This is a genomic window from Burkholderia sp. MS389 (assembly GCF_016899425.1).
GTDB lineage: Bacteria > Pseudomonadota > Gammaproteobacteria > Burkholderiales > Burkholderiaceae > Burkholderia > Burkholderia sola.
In genome coordinates this window covers 1,229,771-1,245,425 of sequence record NZ_CP045995.1, presented here as the reverse complement: position 1 = coordinate 1,245,425, position 15,655 = coordinate 1,229,771, and the positions used below count along the sequence as shown (strand labels likewise).

Annotated in this window: 16 protein-coding genes and 1 pseudogene; 8 read left to right on the top strand and 9 right to left on the bottom strand. The window is 63.9% G+C overall.

All coding sequences use genetic code 11. The annotated features are described in order from the left end of the window. Positions 1-42: 42 nt before the first annotated feature. The 4 genes from GJG85_RS21990 to GJG85_RS21975 all read right to left on the bottom strand — a co-directional run bounded on the left by GJG85_RS21990 (position 43) and on the right by GJG85_RS21975 (position 3,732). Positions 43-945: a DUF3658 domain-containing protein gene (locus GJG85_RS21990; RefSeq protein WP_235356164.1), complete on the bottom strand. Its 903-nt coding sequence runs from the start codon at positions 943-945 to the stop codon at positions 43-45. A gap of 873 nt (positions 946-1,818) precedes the next feature. Beyond that, on the bottom strand, positions 1,819-2,400 hold the full coding sequence (locus tag GJG85_RS21985; RefSeq protein ID WP_050012402.1) for an HD domain-containing protein: 582 nt from the start codon (positions 2,398-2,400) through the stop codon (positions 1,819-1,821). Positions 2,401-2,479: 79 nt separating this feature from the next. Beyond that, on the bottom strand, positions 2,480-3,046 hold the full coding sequence (locus tag GJG85_RS21980; RefSeq protein WP_050012403.1) for a helix-turn-helix transcriptional regulator: 567 nt from the start codon (positions 3,044-3,046) through the stop codon (positions 2,480-2,482). Positions 3,047-3,093: 47 nt separating this feature from the next. Then, positions 3,094-3,732: a hypothetical protein gene (locus tag GJG85_RS21975; RefSeq protein WP_204384409.1), complete on the bottom strand. Its 639-nt coding sequence runs from the start codon at positions 3,730-3,732 to the stop codon at positions 3,094-3,096. A 338-nt stretch (positions 3,733-4,070) separates the two neighbouring features. On the opposite strand from GJG85_RS21975, the gene GJG85_RS21970 reads away from it, so the two are divergent. From GJG85_RS21970 to GJG85_RS21960, 3 genes are all read left to right on the top strand, one after another. Further along, the gene (locus tag GJG85_RS21970; RefSeq protein ID WP_050012405.1) at positions 4,071-5,474 is read left to right on the top strand and encodes a hypothetical protein; all 1,404 of its coding nucleotides are present in this window, start codon (positions 4,071-4,073) and stop codon (positions 5,472-5,474) included. A gap of 93 nt (positions 5,475-5,567) precedes the next feature. Continuing rightward, positions 5,568-6,158 carry a hypothetical protein gene (locus tag GJG85_RS21965; RefSeq protein ID WP_050012406.1) on the top strand — a complete coding sequence of 197 codons (591 nt, stop codon included), beginning with the start codon at positions 5,568-5,570 and terminating at the stop codon, positions 6,156-6,158. 127 nt (positions 6,159-6,285) lie between these two features. Continuing rightward, entirely contained in the window at positions 6,286-7,017 is a 732-nt protein-coding gene (locus GJG85_RS21960) for a ribonuclease T2 (protein WP_050012407.1), read from the top strand. A 138-nt stretch (positions 7,018-7,155) separates the two neighbouring features. On the opposite strand, the gene GJG85_RS21955 is transcribed toward GJG85_RS21960, so the two are convergent. Beyond that, a complete protein-coding gene (locus tag GJG85_RS21955; protein WP_124594994.1) occupies positions 7,156-8,685 on the bottom strand; it encodes an FAD-dependent monooxygenase in 1,530 nt (509 codons plus the stop codon). Between the two features lie 146 nt (positions 8,686-8,831). On the opposite strand from GJG85_RS21955, the gene GJG85_RS21950 reads away from it, so the two are divergent. Beyond that, the gene (locus GJG85_RS21950) at positions 8,832-9,509 is read left to right on the top strand and encodes a TetR/AcrR family transcriptional regulator C-terminal domain-containing protein (protein WP_050012408.1); all 678 of its coding nucleotides are present in this window, start codon (positions 8,832-8,834) and stop codon (positions 9,507-9,509) included. A 49-nt stretch (positions 9,510-9,558) separates the two neighbouring features. Here the strand turns inward: GJG85_RS21950 and GJG85_RS21945 are convergent, their stop codons facing one another. The 3 genes and pseudogenes from GJG85_RS21945 to glsA all read right to left on the bottom strand — a co-directional run. Continuing rightward, entirely contained in the window at positions 9,559-10,194 is a 636-nt protein-coding gene (locus tag GJG85_RS21945) for an isochorismatase family cysteine hydrolase (RefSeq protein ID WP_204384408.1), read from the bottom strand. 219 nt (positions 10,195-10,413) lie between these two features. Continuing rightward, positions 10,414-11,115, bottom strand: coding sequence for a hypothetical protein (locus tag GJG85_RS21940; protein ID WP_239468990.1), 702 nt, complete (start codon positions 11,113-11,115; stop codon positions 10,414-10,416). Positions 11,116-11,154: 39 nt separating this feature from the next. Continuing rightward, positions 11,155-11,775, bottom strand: a pseudogene (gene glsA / locus GJG85_RS21935) (glutaminase A); the annotation flags it as partial. Between the two features lie 239 nt (positions 11,776-12,014). On the opposite strand from glsA, the gene GJG85_RS21930 reads away from it, so the two are divergent. Beyond that, positions 12,015-12,938 (top strand): glutaminase, encoded by a 924-nt coding sequence (locus GJG85_RS21930; RefSeq protein ID WP_060734314.1) that lies wholly within the window; start codon positions 12,015-12,017, stop codon positions 12,936-12,938. A gap of 154 nt (positions 12,939-13,092) precedes the next feature. Here GJG85_RS21930 and GJG85_RS21925 read toward each other — a convergent pair whose 3' ends face one another. Next, the gene (locus GJG85_RS21925) at positions 13,093-13,782 is read right to left on the bottom strand and encodes a hypothetical protein (protein WP_204384407.1); all 690 of its coding nucleotides are present in this window, start codon (positions 13,780-13,782) and stop codon (positions 13,093-13,095) included. Here GJG85_RS21925 and GJG85_RS21920 point away from each other — a divergent pair. From GJG85_RS21920 to GJG85_RS21910, 3 genes are read left to right on the top strand one after another with little or no spacing between them, the layout of a single operon-like run. Then, positions 13,754-14,572 carry a PIN domain-containing protein gene (locus GJG85_RS21920; protein WP_204384406.1) on the top strand — a complete coding sequence of 273 codons (819 nt, stop codon included), beginning with the start codon at positions 13,754-13,756 and terminating at the stop codon, positions 14,570-14,572. The genes GJG85_RS21925 and GJG85_RS21920 overlap by 29 nt on opposite strands. A gap of 10 nt (positions 14,573-14,582) precedes the next feature. Next, complete coding sequence (locus GJG85_RS21915; protein ID WP_162484452.1) at positions 14,583-14,750, top strand: hypothetical protein; 168 nt, start codon at positions 14,583-14,585, stop codon at positions 14,748-14,750. Between the two features lie 22 nt (positions 14,751-14,772). Further along, positions 14,773-15,624, top strand: coding sequence for an FRG domain-containing protein (locus GJG85_RS21910; RefSeq protein WP_050012414.1), 852 nt, complete (start codon positions 14,773-14,775; stop codon positions 15,622-15,624). Positions 15,625-15,655: the final 31 nt, after the last annotated feature.

The following is a 15,655-nucleotide window of genomic DNA, read 5'->3' as shown; positions in this document are numbered from 1 at the left end:
ACGTGTGGAAGATGAAATTTTCACATCTGAGGAATGGCGATGTCAGGAACTTGCAATTCGTATCTGTGTTTGCGTGATGCTGACTTCAGCTTGTTTCTCGATGATGCCATTCAAGAAGAATTTCTCGAGTCGATGATAGAGAAAAATGTCTCCCGGAAAATCATGTCCTTCCGAGTGGATTGTTTCTATTATGCGCAATACTACTATCGGCGTGGGCTCCCACTTCCTGGTCATGGAATTGATGATGTATTCATCGAAATCTGTAGATCGGAATGATTGAATTTTTCCAATTTCGTTGATCATTCTGAAATCGGCATTTTCCTCAACCAGGGAACCCCATTCTGTGATATAGGGACTGACATCGTTCGATTTTATTTCAACTGCATTGCCGAGAAGCTCGGCGAGATCGAAGAAATTCTCCGCAGCCGAATGGATGCACTTTTCTGAGACCGAAATCAACAGGAAATCGTGTGGAGTATCATGACTTATCCAGTGTATGAAATTCGCGTATTCGATTGATGATAAGGGACTTACCCATGCGCATATTTTGATCGACTCGTGGGTGGGGATGATTGGGGTGTCGATAGTCAAGTCGTTTGGGATATATCCAAAAATATCGGAAAACCACGCCGACAGTGTCGAGATGTTGCGTTCTTTGAGAGGGCCGAGGTGCCAGTTTCCGCCAATAAGAACATGTGACCCCATCAACTGCCCTTCCGAAATTGCGGATGCGATGACGTTGGACGTGATGTCCGAGAATGATGCGTGGATCAAATTTTGGTAATCGTTGTTTCGGAGCATTGGTATGCCTTGATTTCGGGTAGAAATTTCAACCTCGTCGCGAGCGAACGGTGGATTTTGGCTCGGTTGACCGCCATCGACATAACTACTCGCGACGAAGCACATCACTGTCGTTATACGGCACAACCGCTGATCATCGGCCACCATCCATTCGAGCGATTGCAGTTATTCAAGCAATCTGCGCATCGTGTCATGCCAGCCGTGCCACCGGGTCTGCTGCCGTATCGCTGAATGCACATTGTGTAGAAAACAGAGCAACTTGTGAATGCTCGTTGATTGGAAGTGTTCGGGCCCTCGAGGATTTTGCTCGCAAGCCCATCGGCTGCAGCACTGCCAGGATGAAGCAAGGCAATGACGATGCCAAAGGTGACTGCAGCCGACCTGGTGGCCTTTCGAGTGAAGAAGCGTTGCTTGGAATGCATCGAAACCTCCTTTGTGGCGGGTTGAGGAAAGACAATGACTGCTTGATGCAACGGGTATGTTTTTGAGATTTATTTGCCGATTTCAATTTAGTATTCCTGTGTTTGATAGATTAATTTTTCGATCGGTGGTTTTTCAGGGATTTATTTTTTTGAGATAATCAAATTGTTGCCGATTGTCATTTTTGTTAAATTTGTCAAATCGGACTGGTTGGCGTTTGCCAATTGCAATCCGAGTTGACTCGGAATTCTCGCGAGCGGCAGGGCCAAGGGGTTTTGCTTATCCGGGGCAGGAAATTGGAGTGCCGTTGGGGAATGGCGTGGATGTTGTGTCCGGTCCGGTAAAAGCAGCGGGCGGACTGCCCGGAGGAGGCGAAGGCATCGAACAGATGGCGTTCGCGTAGGGGTGTATGGTAGGGAAGGCGGGCAGATATGTAGCCCGTCCGTGCTGGTGCCGAATGCGACGCGCGGCGGCTTTGCCAGTCGTGTCAGTCGAACATGGCTTCCGGGTGGAGGGGTTCGCGCGCCGCTAGTGACTACGGATGTACCGAACAGTCGGCGACGGGTACGACAACAGGATGCCTCGCGGGCCGCACGCTTACGCGCGGCGTCCGCCCGTGTCGATCCTGCGCTGCGTGTCGGCGTCGACGATCTCGCGGATCGCGCTGAACAGCGGTGTAGCGTCGGTGTAGCGCCGGCCGTAGCCGAGGTTGAACGCATAGTCGAAACCGGGCGGATTGCTGCCCTGGTTGTGCTGCAGGATCGTTTCGAGCTTGTCGAGCGCCTTCGCCGCGCGGGCCTCCGGCGACGCGGCCGCCTCGTATTCGTCCCACAGCGCGACGATCTCGTCGCGCAGCGTGCGGTCGAGCGACGCGGTCAGCGTCAGCAGATCGTCGCGTTCGTGTGCGCTCTTGTCGGGGTGCGCGGCCTGCTCGATCGCGGGGATGTCGCCGTGCAGCGCCTCGCCGAGGTCGTGGACGACGCACAGCTTCAGCAGCTTCAGCGTGTCGACGCCGGGCAACGCGTCGGCGAACACGAGCGCCATCAGGCCCAGCCGCCAGCTGTGCTCGGCCGTGCTTTCCGCGCGTCCGGCGGATGTGTAGCCGCTGCGCAGCACGTTCTTCAGGCGTTCGGCTTCGCGCAGGAAAGCGAGCCGCGCGTGGATCGTGTCGGGATTCATGGTCGGCGTCTTTGCGATGAGCCACCAAGCGTAAGCGGGCCGGCCACGCTGCGTCCACGCATGAAATATGCGCGGCGCGTCAGAGGGCGTCGAGCGTTTCCACGAGCCGCACGGCCGAGCCGTCCGACAGCGTCATCCGCGTCCACCGGCAGCGGCTGCCGCGAATCGGCACGACGCGCGACGCATTCGCGCCGGTATCGAACTCGACGCTCGGCGGCCCCGCGCGATCGTGCCAGCCGAGCGGGTCGAGCGCGGCTTCCATGCGGACGATTTCCGGCGTCGCGTAGCGCCACAGCGACGTGCCGAGCAGCATCGAAAGCGGCTGCGAGAATTCGGCCGCGCGCGCCGGCGAACTGGCCAGCAGCCGGTGCGTGAGATCGCAGACGAGATGCATGCGGCCCGCGCTGCCGGCGATCAGCCGCGCGAGCGCGCGGTCGCCCGCCGAATCGATGCGCGCGGCGAGCAGCCGTTCGGCCGTCGCGCGCTCGTCGGGCGACATCTGCTGGAGGCCCGCCTCCCAGCGCGAAATCGTCGATTGCGCGACGCCGAACAGTTCGGCCGCGTGACTTTGCTTCACGCGGTGCAGCGCGCGCCAGCGCTTCAGTGGCGGGCCGAGCGAGAACGAATGAAGCGGTGAGGCGGTCATGGCGATGCTCCTGTTGCGGTCGTGCCAGGCGCGTGGTTACCGCACCGTTACATGATCCGGATGCCGCCGCTTGCCTGGATCGCGATGGCCGCGAACGGCACGAGCACGATGCCGCCCAGCACGAGTACGCCGTCGGCGGCCACCGTGATCGGCGTCGCGAGAATCCGCAGACCCATGCCGACGACGGACGGCGATTCCACGATGTAGACCGAGTACGGGCGGTTGAAGGGTTGCGCGGCCGCGTTGTCCTTCTGGACGAAGCCTTCCGTCGAGTAGCGCTTGCCGTCGATGTCGCCTTCGAGCACGAGGCCGGTCGGCTCGCTCGCGAAGCCGTCGGCGGAGGCGGCTTGTCGATCGTCGTCCGAAGCGTCTTTCGGCAGCACGATCCGGTAATGCCCGGTGACGCTGCCGCCGCTCGCATGAAAGTCCGCGAACGTCGTGCGTACTGATTTCCGGTAGCCGGACAGCAGGACGGGCCGCAAGCGGGCCGGCAGATCGAAGATGTAATGGTAGCGCGTGCCGAGGACGACCAGTTTCTTGCCGTCTTCGGTCATCATGAACGCGGATACGTGTTCGCTGTACGCGTCGTTCTTGTACAGCTTCGGCGTGAAACACCCCGACAGCGCAACGCTGCTCGCGGCGACGCCGGCGGCCAGCAGGCGCCGGCGCGTGATGGATAGGCTCATTTCTTGTTGTCCCGTCTGGGCGGTTCGGTTGGGTGGCTTTCGCCCTCGGAAGCCGGATTCTCGCGTATCCGCCGCACGTTGTCGAACCGGAAATCCGCTGTGGCAGCGGGCCGCCGTGCGCATCCGCGCCATCGACAACGTTTCCGCGGCGCTTTCAACCTATCCCGCCATATCTTATTATTCGGCCAGAGCGGCGCGTGCCGGCCGCCATCGATCATGTCGACGACATGATGCGCCGGCAACGATGACCGTCTTCCGGCCGGCGCGTCGCCCGATGCGCGGTCGACACGACAGGGCGCGCGAGGCCGCGCGTGTCCCGAAAAAGATACGAGGGCGCGATGGTACGACTGGTGTTGCTGCTGCTGGGCATCGAATATCTGCGGACCCGCTGGCGCGGGCTGACCGTGCTCGGCTGGCTGTGGGTCGTCGCGGGCGTCGGCATTTTCGTCGACGCGCTCGACGGCGCGCTGCATTTCCCGATCGAGCTGTTCGCGTGGCTGTTCCTGATCGAAGGGCTCGCGACGCTCGCGGTGGCCGGCAGCGGGGTCGGCGGGCAGCGCATCCTGCGCTACGTGAAGGGCATCGCGGTCGTGGTGGCCGCGGGGCTCGTGTTTGCCGGCCATCATCACGGCCACTTCCTGCTGTCGATGATCTTCGGCACGCTGTTTCTCGTCGACGGGCTGCTGCAGTGCACATCCGCATGGATGGTGCGCTATCGCCGCTGGCACGTCGCGTTTTCGTGGGGCGTCGTCGAGATACTCCTGGCGATCTTCTTCTTCCAGCCGTACCCGACGCACTACGCGGGCACCGTGCCGTACTGCCTGGGCCTGCTGCTGATGTTCGGCGGCATGCACCTGCTGAGCCTCGCCGCACGCGTGCGGCGGCTGACGCGCAACCCGGCGTTCGCGACGTCGCCCGCGCCGGCGCTCGCGCCGGATCTCGACGATGCGCAGGGCCTGCCGCAGTTCGCGCAATCCGAATGGGACGGCCCGCCGGCCGACGGCGAGCGGGCGCTCACCGTGCACGTATGGACACCGACCGGCACGTCGAAGGCCGAGGCGCAGCGCTATCCGCTGATCGACCGCTATATCGCGGCGGTGGACGTCAACGGCGTGATCTCGACCGGGCATGCGGCGCTGGAATCGCCGGAGGGCATCTACATCAGCCTGTATCCGGGCGTCGAAATCGATCGCTCTCCGGACGAATTCACGCGCATCCTGCGCGCAACGCGCGAGAACGACGTGCCCGGCCTGTTCCAGCCCGACTACGCGACCGAGTCGAAAGCGTGGTGCCCGTCGACCGTGCGCGTGCGTATCCGCAACTACGATCCGGCCAAGCTCGATGCGTTCTGGTCGTCGTACCGGCAGAACACAACGTACAACCTCACGCACCGCAACTGCTCGAGCACCGTGTCGAATGCGCTCGAGGCCGCGCTCGACGGCGCCGTGTGGCGGCTGAAGGGCGCGCGGGCCGGGTGGGGCGCGTTCGTGCGGCTGCTGCTCACGCCCGAGCTGTGGGTGGCCGCCCAGATCCGCAAGCGCGCGGTGACGATGGCGTGGACGCCGGGGCTCACGCTCGACTATGCGCGCGCGCTCAGCATGCTCGCCGATCCGCGTCCGTTCGCGTGGTGGAAGGTCGCGCGCTCGGCGGTGAGCGCGATCATGGCGTCGCGCCGCGCGTGGCGCGAGCAGGACAGTGCGGCGCTGTCGCCCGGCGGATCGGAGGCGGCGTCGATGAAGTGAACGCGTGGCGCCGGATGAGGGCCCGGCATCACAAGGGGCGCCACCGTGCGGCCCGGCGAGATTGCCCGCGATAAAAACCCACGGACGACAACGATGAACGAGACGAGAGCGTTGCGCATCCAGACTCCCGCCGCGCTGACGCTGGTGCTAGGGCTGTCGCTGGCGAGTGCCGGCCTCGCGCAGGCAGACACGGACGAAGTGCCGCGCATGAGCAACGACGTGTACCGGATGTCGGTGTCGTTCTGCTCGAACGTCGCGGCCGCCGAAAAGATCGCGTGCCAGGGCGACATGATCGCCGCGGGCAGCCGGATCGTCGCGGCGATCGGCGGCCTGCCGCCGGCTTCCGCCACGGCGATCGACGAAGGCGCGCGCAACAAGCTGCCGCCGGCGGAGCGCGACGGGCTCGCGCCCGTCGAGCCGGCCGCGATCGACAAGGACGATACGCTGGCCGGCCTCGCCGGCATGGTGCGTCTGTGCGACGTGTACGAACCGGAGCCGGCGGCGCGGGCGCGGCACCACGCGGCGCTGAAGCAGAAGGCGCCCGACGCCGCGCCGCGTGTCGAGGCGTTGCTGGCCGATCCGTCGATGGCGGCGCGCCGGCGCGTCAGCGTCGGCGTGTGGCAGATTCTCTCGCTCGAGGGCCCCGAAGCGTCGGCGCGCGCGTGCACGCAGCTCGGCACCTGAGCGAACCGCGCATTCTTTCGTGCACCTTCACATTCGTGCCATGTTGCGGCAGCAACAATCGCGGGCAGACATTCGACAATCTTGCGGCGCATCCCGCGACCGCAAGCCTTTTCCGAGGAAACACGCCATGCTCGAGACGCTCGCCCGCGCCGCTGCCGCACTCGCCGTCGCTTCCGTTTCACTGCACGCCGCCGCGCAGACCAGCTACGACTACCTGTTGCTTGCCGCGTCGTGGGAGCCCGGCTTCTGCGCGTCGCACGACACACCGGAATGCACGAACCTCGCCGGCTCGTATGCGGCGACGAGCCTGTCGCTGCACGGGCTGTGGCCGAACCGCTACGACGGGAACCAGCCGTTCTACTGCGGCGTGCCGCAGAACGACATCGACCTCGACAACGCGCACCAGTGGTGCAGCATGGACGCGTACCCGATCAGCAGCGCAACGCGCAATACGCTGTCGACATACATGCCTGGCGTCGCATCGTGTCTCGACAAGCACGAGTGGTTCAAGCACGGCACCTGTTCGAATTCGGCGACGCCCGATGCGTACTGGAACCAGGCGTCGGGCATGATCAGCCGGTTGGGCAACACGTCGTTCAACGCATTCCTGCAGGCGAACGCGGGCAAGACGGTCACGCGTAACCAGTTGCTGTCGGCGTTCGAGGGCGCGTTCGGCAGCAACACGCGCAGCGCGGTGTCGCTGAAATGCACGAAGACGAACGGCGTGAGCTACTTCACCGAAGCATGGATCGCGGTGAAGACGAATGCGACCGCGCAGTTTCCGAGCGCCGCGTCGCTCGTGACGGACGGCAATACGCAGGGTACGTGCCCGACGTCGGGGGTGTTGATCGCGAAGTGAGGGGCGCGGCCGGCGTGCGCGATATCGCGCACGTCGCGGGCGGTGGGCATTCGAGGATGTCGGGCGCGCCGTTGCTGGCGCCCATGCACGTTTGGCGCTCGGCGACACACATCCGCTTCCTGCGTTGGGCGGCTGCGCTCAATGTGCCGCGCAAGGCGCGCCGAACCATCGCGTGACCGCCTGCGTGGCGGCGTCGATGTCCACGTCCGCATCGTCATCGCAGGCCCACGCGACGAAACCGTCCGGACGCACGAGCATCGCACGCAATCCGAGCCGGTCCTTCGCGTCGCTCGCGATATAGGCGAGGCGGTCGCGCCAGCGGCCTGCCACGGACTGAAGCGGCCGATCCGCATCGAAGTCCAGCAGCACGCCCTTGCCGTGCCTGACGTGTTCGCCGAGCCGCGTGCCGTCGGCCAGTTCGAAGTCCGGAACGCTACGGCCCACCAGCGGATGGCCGCTGCCGGGATCGTACGCGAGCGACACGCCCCACAGGCGTTCGGCGAAGTACGTCGCGCCGTCGCGCGTGTCGACGAGATCGCGCATGATCGCCGCGAGCGCGCGCGAACCCGGCGAGGGCCGCATCAGCGCGACCTGCGCACGCGACCAGTCGAGCACGCGCGCGCCCACCGGATGCCGTTCGTCCGTGTAGCTGTCGAGCAGCCCGGCTGGTGCGTCGCCGCGGATCGTCGCGGCCAGCTTCCAGCCGAGATTCATCGCATCGCCGAGCCCGAGATTGAGCCCCTGGCCGCCGAGCGGCGAGTGGATGTGCGCGGCATCGCCCGCGAGCAGCACGCGGCCGTCGCGGTACGTCGATGCCTGGTACGCGCGATCGGTCCACGTGGCGGCGAGCCGGAGCGCGGTCACCGTGACGCCGACGCCGGACACGCGGCGCAGCACGGCCTGCGCGTGCTCGAGCGTCACCGGGCCGCTCCGGTGGAACGTGCCGCCGTCGAACTCGACGAGCGCGACGGTCCCGGGCGGCGTGTACGTGTACGTGCCGGCCGGCGTGTAGTGACGGCCCGGCAGCAGCGCGCCCGGATCGGCGAACTCGGCTTCGATCGAGTAGCCGGTGAATTCGGCGTCGGTGCCGGCGAACGCGAAGCCGCCGGCCTTGCGGACCGCGCTGCGGCCGCCGTCGCAGCCGACGAGCCAGCGTGCGTGGAATGTCTCGCCGCCTGCGTACAGCGTGACCGCATCGTCCGACTGATCGAAGCCTTCGGCGGCAAGACCGCGCCGAATCTCGACGCCCGTCGCGTGCGCACGGGCGGTCAGCACGGATTCGACGCGCGCCATGTCGGTCGCCATGTGCGTGCCGGCCGGGCCGGGCAGATGGTACGGCCACTGCGACGCATCGATGTCGTCGTGGAAGAACTGGATGCCGGCGAAATGACCGGCCGGACGACGCGCTTGCTGCATCCAGTGCGCGGTGTCCGTTGCACGGGCCGGCAGCACGATACCGTCGAGCAAGCCGCGACGGTAGAACGCGTCGATGGTCGGCGCGGACAGGCCGCGCATGCCGAACGGGAGATGCTTCAGCGGGGATTCCGGATCGTCCGCCTGCTCGACCACCAGCACGGATGCACCGGCGAGGCGCAGCTCGCAGGCGAGAAACAGGCCGACAGGGCCGGCTCCGGCAATCACGACATCATGGGTAACGGGCAGATTCATCGGTGGCTCGGTTTCGGGCCAAGGCAGCCCGGTGTGATCGAGAGGGCGGTACGCGCCGGCATTGCGCATGCGTCAGGAAACTGGTGGAACGTTGTTCCATCGGCGCGATATTGGAACGCTGTTCCAGATGTGTCAAGCTAGCGCGCATGAAAACCAGCAAACGGACCGAGCGGCGCGCGGACGCGCTGTCGAAAGAGCGGATCGTCGAGGCCGCGATCGGAATCCTCGACCATGCCGGCGAGGGTGCGCTGACGTTTCGCGCGCTCGCCGCACATCTGGCGACCGGAAGCGGCGCGATCTACTGGCACGTCGCCGACAAGCACGATCTGCTCGCGGCGGCCGCGGATCACGTGATCGCGGCTGCGCTGACGGACGTGCCGACGCAGCGTGACGGCGATGCGGCGCAAGCGCTCCGGCGTGTCGCGCTGCGCCTGTTCGACGCGTTCAGCGCGCATCCGTGGGTCGGTGCGCAGTTGTTCCGGGCGCCGTGGCAGCAGGCGGTGCTGCGGATCCTCGAGCGCGTCGGCGGGCAGCTTCAGGCGCTGGGCGTGCCCGAGCCCGCGCAATTCAACGCGGCGTCGGCGCTGATGCATTACATCTTCGGGCTGGCCGGCCAGTACGCCGCGGGTGCGCGGCTGCATCCGCGCGAGACGGGGCAGTCGGAGGTCGTCGCGGTCGTGGCCGAGCGGTGGGCGCAGCTCGAACCGGCGCAGTATCCGTTCGTGCGCAAGGTAGCCGAGCAACTGGCCGCGCACGACGAGCGTGCGCAGTTCCTGGCCGGCATCGATCTGATTTTGGCGGGGATTGGGGCGGCGACCCGGTAGGCCCGCCGTCGGATGCATGGTTTCGAACGGCGGTGCGACGAGTCCGTTGTCATGCCAGCAGCCGCAGCGCATCCGCCAGCGACAGCACCGTCGTGCGCGATTCGAACGCGGTGGCGAACAGATGCTCGTGGACGATCGGGTCCGGGTCGTAGCAACAATCCTTGACCGTGTAGAGGCGGAAATCGGCGTCGCTCGCGTGGGCTATCGACGACAGCATCACGCCGGTCGACGCGATGCCGACCATGATCAGCGTATCGACGCCTTGTGCGATGAGCCGCGCCTGCAGATCGGTGCCGAAGAATACGCTCGCGCGGTGGGCCAGGATCAGCGGTTCGTCGGGCCGCCTGGCGAGTTCAGGGCACGGGGCATCGTCGATGAACAGGCCGAGTTGCTTGATGCCCTGGCCGTTCTTGTTGAGCGGGCTGACCTCCGGATAGCCGGGGCTGAACCTCAGATTCGCGAACCAGACGCCGACGCCGGCAGCGCGTGCCGCAGCGCAGAGACGGCGCGTATTCGAGAGCAATTCAGGCGCGACCGACGGAAAGAGGCCGAGGATGTCGGTCTGGTAGTGCATGACGAGCAGCGCGGTTTTGGATGGCGCGATGGGCGGGATCGGCGAGGAGGAATTGCTGCCCGCGCACGCGGGGGCTGACGTTGTGACTTCTGATGCGTTGTCCCGATTCATGCGTTGCGTTCTCCAGTCATCGCTGCGAAATGTCGGAAAATTGGTCGTTCGATACGTCGTCAATCACGTCGGCGCCGGCGTGCCCACGCGTCGCGAAATCTTCGCCGGATTGGGTTCGGGGTATCCACGAGTCGAGCGATTTCCTGCGTGTTTGACAGCAGAGGATCACGGCGTTTCGTCCATACGCTTGCCGTAATTGCATCGCGCGGTGACGGCGATCTATCGCACCCGTACCGTTCTTACGCAAGCCGGACCCAATGGCTCACCGTTATCGCTGAATGCTCTATAGGGGGCTACCTCCACAGAGATCTCCTGACGCCAGAAGATCTCGGAGATCCGGCGGCCGTGTTCGCCGTACCGAGTACGATGATTGAACCCCAAGGATTCCAGTGCTGCCGTGAATTGCGCGAAGTTCGGCTCGCATGCCGTCAGCGGCGCAGCCTGCATTCCGGGAATCGGATCGAAGCCCAGTTCCACCTGTGTCCCCCTTCCCGGGACCACGAACCTTTCGATACCGAACGCCCAGTTGCCAGGCAAGCGCTGGCCGTAGCCGAAGCTGTCTTTGGCGGTCGCTTTGGTCTGCACACCAAAGCTGCGGTGCATCGCGTCGGGCGTCATGTCGGTAACCTGATTGCTGACCCGTATCAGCGCCAGCATGCCTTGCAGCGCTTGCGTGACGGTCAGGCTTGCCTCGGTTCGAGATTCGACCTGCGACGCCCCCGTGCTGTTGGGCGGGGCGTCTGCCGGCTGCCCATGTGCGCCGCCAAACGGGAGGCACAAACTCAATGCCGCCATGACCGTCACGGGGCGGAAGAATCCGCGCCGGGTACGGCCGGTCGAAGCGACGTGATTTCCGTTCTTGACCTGCATCACGCTGGATCCTTGTAGCGGGTGGTCGTAGCGCCAAGCAAAGATGTTCATTCGAGGTGTCCGGACGACCGGGTGCGCCACTGAGACGCCTCAAAAAATCGACCTTCCCGAATAAGTCGTCAACCACTCCAGCGCCAGTGTCCCCGCCAACGAGTTCCCGTTCGCATCCAACCCCGGCGCCCACACGCACACGGCCATCTCCCCCGGCAGCACCGCGACGATCCCGCCGCCGACGCCGCTCTTCGCCGGCAGCCCCACCCGATACACGAAATCACCGGCCGCATCATAGGTCCCGCAGGTCAGCATCAGCGCCGACAGCCGCTTCGCGGAACTCGAATCGACGATCCGCTCGCCTGTCGCCGGCGCGACACCGCCGTTCGCAAGAAACAGCGCGGCGCTGGCCAGCTCGACGCAATTCATCTCGATCGCACACTGCCGGCAATACGCGTCGATCACCGTATCAGGCGGCATCTGCATGTTGCCGAAGCTCGCCATGAAATGCGCCATCGCGCGGTTGCGCTCCGCATGCTGCAACTCCGACGTCGCGACGCGCGAATCGTAGTCGATGTCGTTCGCGCCGATCAGCCGCCGCACGAATTCGACGAGCGCCGTCTCGGCCTTCACGAAGCGGCGGCACAGCACGTCGGTGACGACCAGCGCGCCCGCATTGATGAACGGATTGCGCGGCTTGCCGCGCTCGCTTTCGAGCTGTTCAACTTATGGTGACCTGTCAAGCGTCAATAAGTGCGGGAAGCCAATTATTCATTGGGGTCCGTGAGCCATATTGGGTCCAAATCACGGGAAGTAGTCAATAGCAAGCATCCAATCGCCGCTTGGAGGCACGATTTGTTGACATGCAACGGAGAGAAGTCGTCAATCCTCGGAGGGTCGGGCGTGGAGCGGTTGCGCTATTATCGCGGTCCCTGCATGTTGATGCTCAGCCCCCTGTAATGACTGACCCGAACTATCCGGCGATCCTCGAACAGATTCATCGCGATATTGCTCCCTGGCGTACTGCTGGCCGGGTCGCCGACTATATCCCAGAACTCGCCAACGTAAGCGCTCACCGTTTTGGCATGGCTATAGTGACGCTAGACGGTCGTGTATTTGCGGTTGGTGATGCGCGAGAGCGCTTCTCCATCCAGAGTATCTCCAAGCTGTTTGCGTGTACGCTCGCTTTTCAACTCCTCGGTGACGAACTTTGGGAGCGTGTCGGTCGGGAGCCATCGGGGACCGCATTCAACTCCCTCGTCCAACTTGAAACCGAGCGCGGCGTACCACGTAATCCATTTATCAATGCAGGCGCGCTCGTTGTGACCGACGTATTGTGTCGGCGCTTCGTTGGCGCCGAAACGGCCCTAGTGCAGTTCGTGCGAAGACTGACTGGCGTTTCCGATCTTGACTATAACCTGCGTGTTGCTGACTCCGAACTTCGGCACGCCGACCGTAACCGCGCGATGGCGCATTTCATGGCAAGCTTCGGCAACATGGAGATGCCGCCTGAAACCGTCGTCGATGCTTACTGTCGTCAGTGCGCTATCGAGATGAATTGCATCGAGCTTGCCACGGCCACGCTTTTTCTCGCCAACGGGGGAATTGCCCCTGTATCAGGGGAGCGTGTCCTCGATGCGAGTTCTGCAAAGCGCTTGTCCGCGTTGATGTTGACCTGTGGCACTTATGATGCAGCGGGCGACTTCGTCTATCGAGTTGGTCTGCCGGCGAAAAGTGGTGTGGGAGGCGGCATCGTCGCGGTACTGCCGGGGGAGATGGCGGTATGCGTATGGTCACCCGGACTTGATGCAAACGGTAACTCGCTCGCCGGCGTCAAATCGTTGGAATGGCTAACAACGCTTACCGAACATTCGATTTTTTAACATCGCCTACGCAGAAGGGTATAAGGGCATGCTGCGCGGATGACGGATATGTTTCCGGTGACTTGGCGCGCGAAGAGTCATCAGGCAGGCTCGAAACTATCTGAGCTGCGTGCACTTGTATTGGGGCGGTGAATCATCATGGCTCAGCCGACATTCAACATCTTTGACGCCCAGTCTGCTTAGACGCTTCCCTCCTGGCAGCATTTCCTGCTGAGCAAATTTGCGGCGCGACGCCCAAGACGAGGGTGGCCACCTGGCGGCGGCGATTCGCCAACTGCTGCTTGATGCCGTGGCCGAGCTCGGGGGCAGCGAGCAGATGTCCGCCGAGTTCGTCGACCAGAAGCAGGCGCAGCAACGCGCGCTCGTGCAGACCAAGGCCAACCTGCGCGCGATACTCGCGATCGATGCGCCGCGCTAACCCATACCTACTCGCCAGGAACACGTGATGGATACCCGCATCATCGAATTGATCGCCACGAATCGGCTCGGCGCGATTGCACTCGACACCTCGGTGTTCGACGCGCAACAACGTAATCTGGAGGGCGGGCTGTTGCGCCGTGTCGAGCAGTTCCATCGCAGCGACCGAGTCCAGGTGCTGATGCCGGACGTGGTGCGACGTGAGGTGGAGGCGCATGTGCAGCGCGATGCCGCCGAAGCACGCAGTGGCTTGGCGCGCTCGGTGCGGATGGCGGCCCGGGCGCAGCTGCTGTCGAGTGACGCGCTCGAGCAGCTGCGGGTCATCGAGTATCAGATGGACGAGCCGGCGCTCGCAGCGAGGATGCGCATGGAAGACTGGTTGGCGGGCACGCGCCGAGGTGCTCGACGTCGCCGCGCGGGTCGACATGCGCACCCTGTTCGACCGGTACTTTGCGGCGCAGCCGCCGTTTGCGGAGTCGAGCAAGAAGAAGCACGAGTTCCCCGACGCGGTGGCGCTGCTGGCGCTCGAACACTGGGCCGGCGAGCACGACACGGCGGTGCTGGTGGTGTCCACCGATGCTGACTGGCAACGCTTCTGTACGGCACATCCGCGGCTGCTCTGGACCAATAATTTGGGCGGGGCGCTGGCGGCGTTTCAGGACGAACGTGCGCAGTTTGCCGCCGATCGGCTGGCTGAGACTTTGGTCGAGGGCCTGGACGGGAAACTGGCGCAGGCATTGCTGGCGGCCGGTCGGTCCTTCGCGCGTCAAATCGGAGTGGGGCTCGATGTTCGCTCGGCGTTCGACTTTACCTGGACCTATGACGTCCATGTTGAAGCGATCCGGTGGCCCGCGACGGACGGGGTGCTCGACGAATGCGAAGCCATTGATCACCGCGACGGAAAAGTGGTGGTGCGGGTCAAGGGGGCGCCCCAGACAAAAATCGCGGTCTACTTCACGTTTTCGGCCATGACGGGCGCAGGTAACGGGACCGTTACCGTTGGCGGCTCGACGATGGTGTTCGATGATGAGATCCCCTGCGGGATGCTTGTCACGGTCGACGGCGACACCTCCCATCGGGTGACGGTACGCGATATTGAGTTTCTGCCGACCGCGCATCGGATTGCGGTTGGCGAGATCACGCCGGAGTGGATCGATCCGATCAATGCGATAGGCCTGCCCGATGCCACATTTGGCGTCGGCGCGGACGGAAACTGAGAGGTTGACGATGCTGACCCGCCTGACCCCCGCTCACTTCGCGTTGTATCGCGCGTATCTGGGGGAGCTCGACGAGCCGATCTTGCGCGCACACTACGGCGTGCCGAGCACCGATGTGCGCGTCATGCCATGTCGTCCCCACATGATCGAAAGCGCAGCCTTCGGGCCGTTACCCTGACCCACGAACAAAGGATTCACCAATGAGCACCTCATCCAGTCTCGATCCCAATCTCCGCGATGTCCAATGTGTCGGGGAAGCGACGGACCTCGTGAGCTTTCTACAACACGTCGACAACTGGCTTGCCAGCGTCCCCGTGATGGATCTCGATTTCCCGTTGTTTCGCGGTCAGGAAGTCGAGTCGTGGCGGCTGCTGCCCTCCATTGGACGCGCACCGTACCAGATGCGGCTTCGGCCCGGCACCGAGCAACGCATGCTCGACGAGTTCAAGCAGCGTGCCGTGCCTCACGTCGAATCGACCGTGGAGTTGACGAATGCCGACTGGCTCGCGATCGCGCAACACCACGCGATGCCAACCCGCTTGCTGGATTGGTCGGGGAGTGCATTGTCGGCTCTTTGGTTCGCCGTGAAAAAGCCAGCCGTCGAGAAACCGTGCGAGAACCGCTCGTGTGAAAACGAGGAGGGCCGCGGCGTGTTGCCGGGCGCGGTCTGGATGTTGCCCGTTACGCATGGCGATCTGATCTCCTCCGATGAGAGCAAAGATCCGCTCGGGCTCGGCCAAACACGTTTGCTTAAGCCGCGGCACGTGTCCCGCCGTATCGCTGCCCAGGATGGCTGGTTTACAGTGCATCGCGGCAAGCAGAGTGGGCTCGACACGAAGTACTTCGCGCTCGACACCAACCCTGAGTTTCGCGACCGGCTGCGCTATATTCGTATTCCAGGCGAAAAATTCGGCATCATTCGGGGACAGCTTCAGCGGGCCGGCATCAATCGCGGTGTGTTGTTCCCGGACCTCGACGGGGTCGCCGGCCGCATCACCGACACCATCCTGTATCCAGCTGACCAGCCAACGCCCGGCGCTGGCAATCTCTGAGGCGCCTCCCGTGGCCAATCGCCCTCAACAG

What these genes read in the sequence shown, in the direction of transcription:
- GJG85_RS21985 (WP_050012402.1), bottom strand. Translation starts at nt 2,400, where the DNA reads ATGAATCCCGACACGATCCACGCGCGGCTCGCTTTCCTGCGCGAAGCC.
- GJG85_RS21980 (WP_050012403.1), bottom strand. Translation starts at nt 3,046, where the DNA reads ATGACCGCCTCACCGCTTCATTCGTTCTCGCTCGGCCCGCCACTGAAG.
- GJG85_RS21975 (WP_204384409.1), bottom strand. Translation starts at nt 3,732, where the DNA reads ATGAGCCTATCCATCACGCGCCGGCGCCTGCTGGCCGCCGGCGTCGCC.
- GJG85_RS21970 (WP_050012405.1), top strand. Translation starts at nt 4,071, where the DNA reads ATGGTACGACTGGTGTTGCTGCTGCTGGGCATCGAATATCTGCGGACC.
- GJG85_RS21965 (WP_050012406.1), top strand. Translation starts at nt 5,568, where the DNA reads ATGAACGAGACGAGAGCGTTGCGCATCCAGACTCCCGCCGCGCTGACG.
- GJG85_RS21960 (WP_050012407.1), top strand. Translation starts at nt 6,286, where the DNA reads ATGCTCGAGACGCTCGCCCGCGCCGCTGCCGCACTCGCCGTCGCTTCC.
- GJG85_RS21955 (WP_124594994.1), bottom strand. Translation starts at nt 8,685, where the DNA reads ATGAATCTGCCCGTTACCCATGATGTCGTGATTGCCGGAGCCGGCCCT.
- GJG85_RS21950 (WP_050012408.1), top strand. Translation starts at nt 8,832, where the DNA reads ATGAAAACCAGCAAACGGACCGAGCGGCGCGCGGACGCGCTGTCGAAA.
- GJG85_RS21945 (WP_204384408.1), bottom strand. Translation starts at nt 10,194, where the DNA reads ATGAATCGGGACAACGCATCAGAAGTCACAACGTCAGCCCCCGCGTGC.
- GJG85_RS21940 (WP_239468990.1), bottom strand. Translation starts at nt 11,115, where the DNA reads ATGAACATCTTTGCTTGGCGCTACGACCACCCGCTACAAGGATCCAGC.
- GJG85_RS21930 (WP_060734314.1), top strand. Translation starts at nt 12,015, where the DNA reads ATGACTGACCCGAACTATCCGGCGATCCTCGAACAGATTCATCGCGAT.
- GJG85_RS21925 (WP_204384407.1), bottom strand. Translation starts at nt 13,782, where the DNA reads ATGTCGACCCGCGCGGCGACGTCGAGCACCTCGGCGCGTGCCCGCCAA.
- GJG85_RS21915 (WP_162484452.1), top strand. Translation starts at nt 14,583, where the DNA reads ATGCTGACCCGCCTGACCCCCGCTCACTTCGCGTTGTATCGCGCGTAT.
- GJG85_RS21910 (WP_050012414.1), top strand. Translation starts at nt 14,773, where the DNA reads ATGAGCACCTCATCCAGTCTCGATCCCAATCTCCGCGATGTCCAATGT.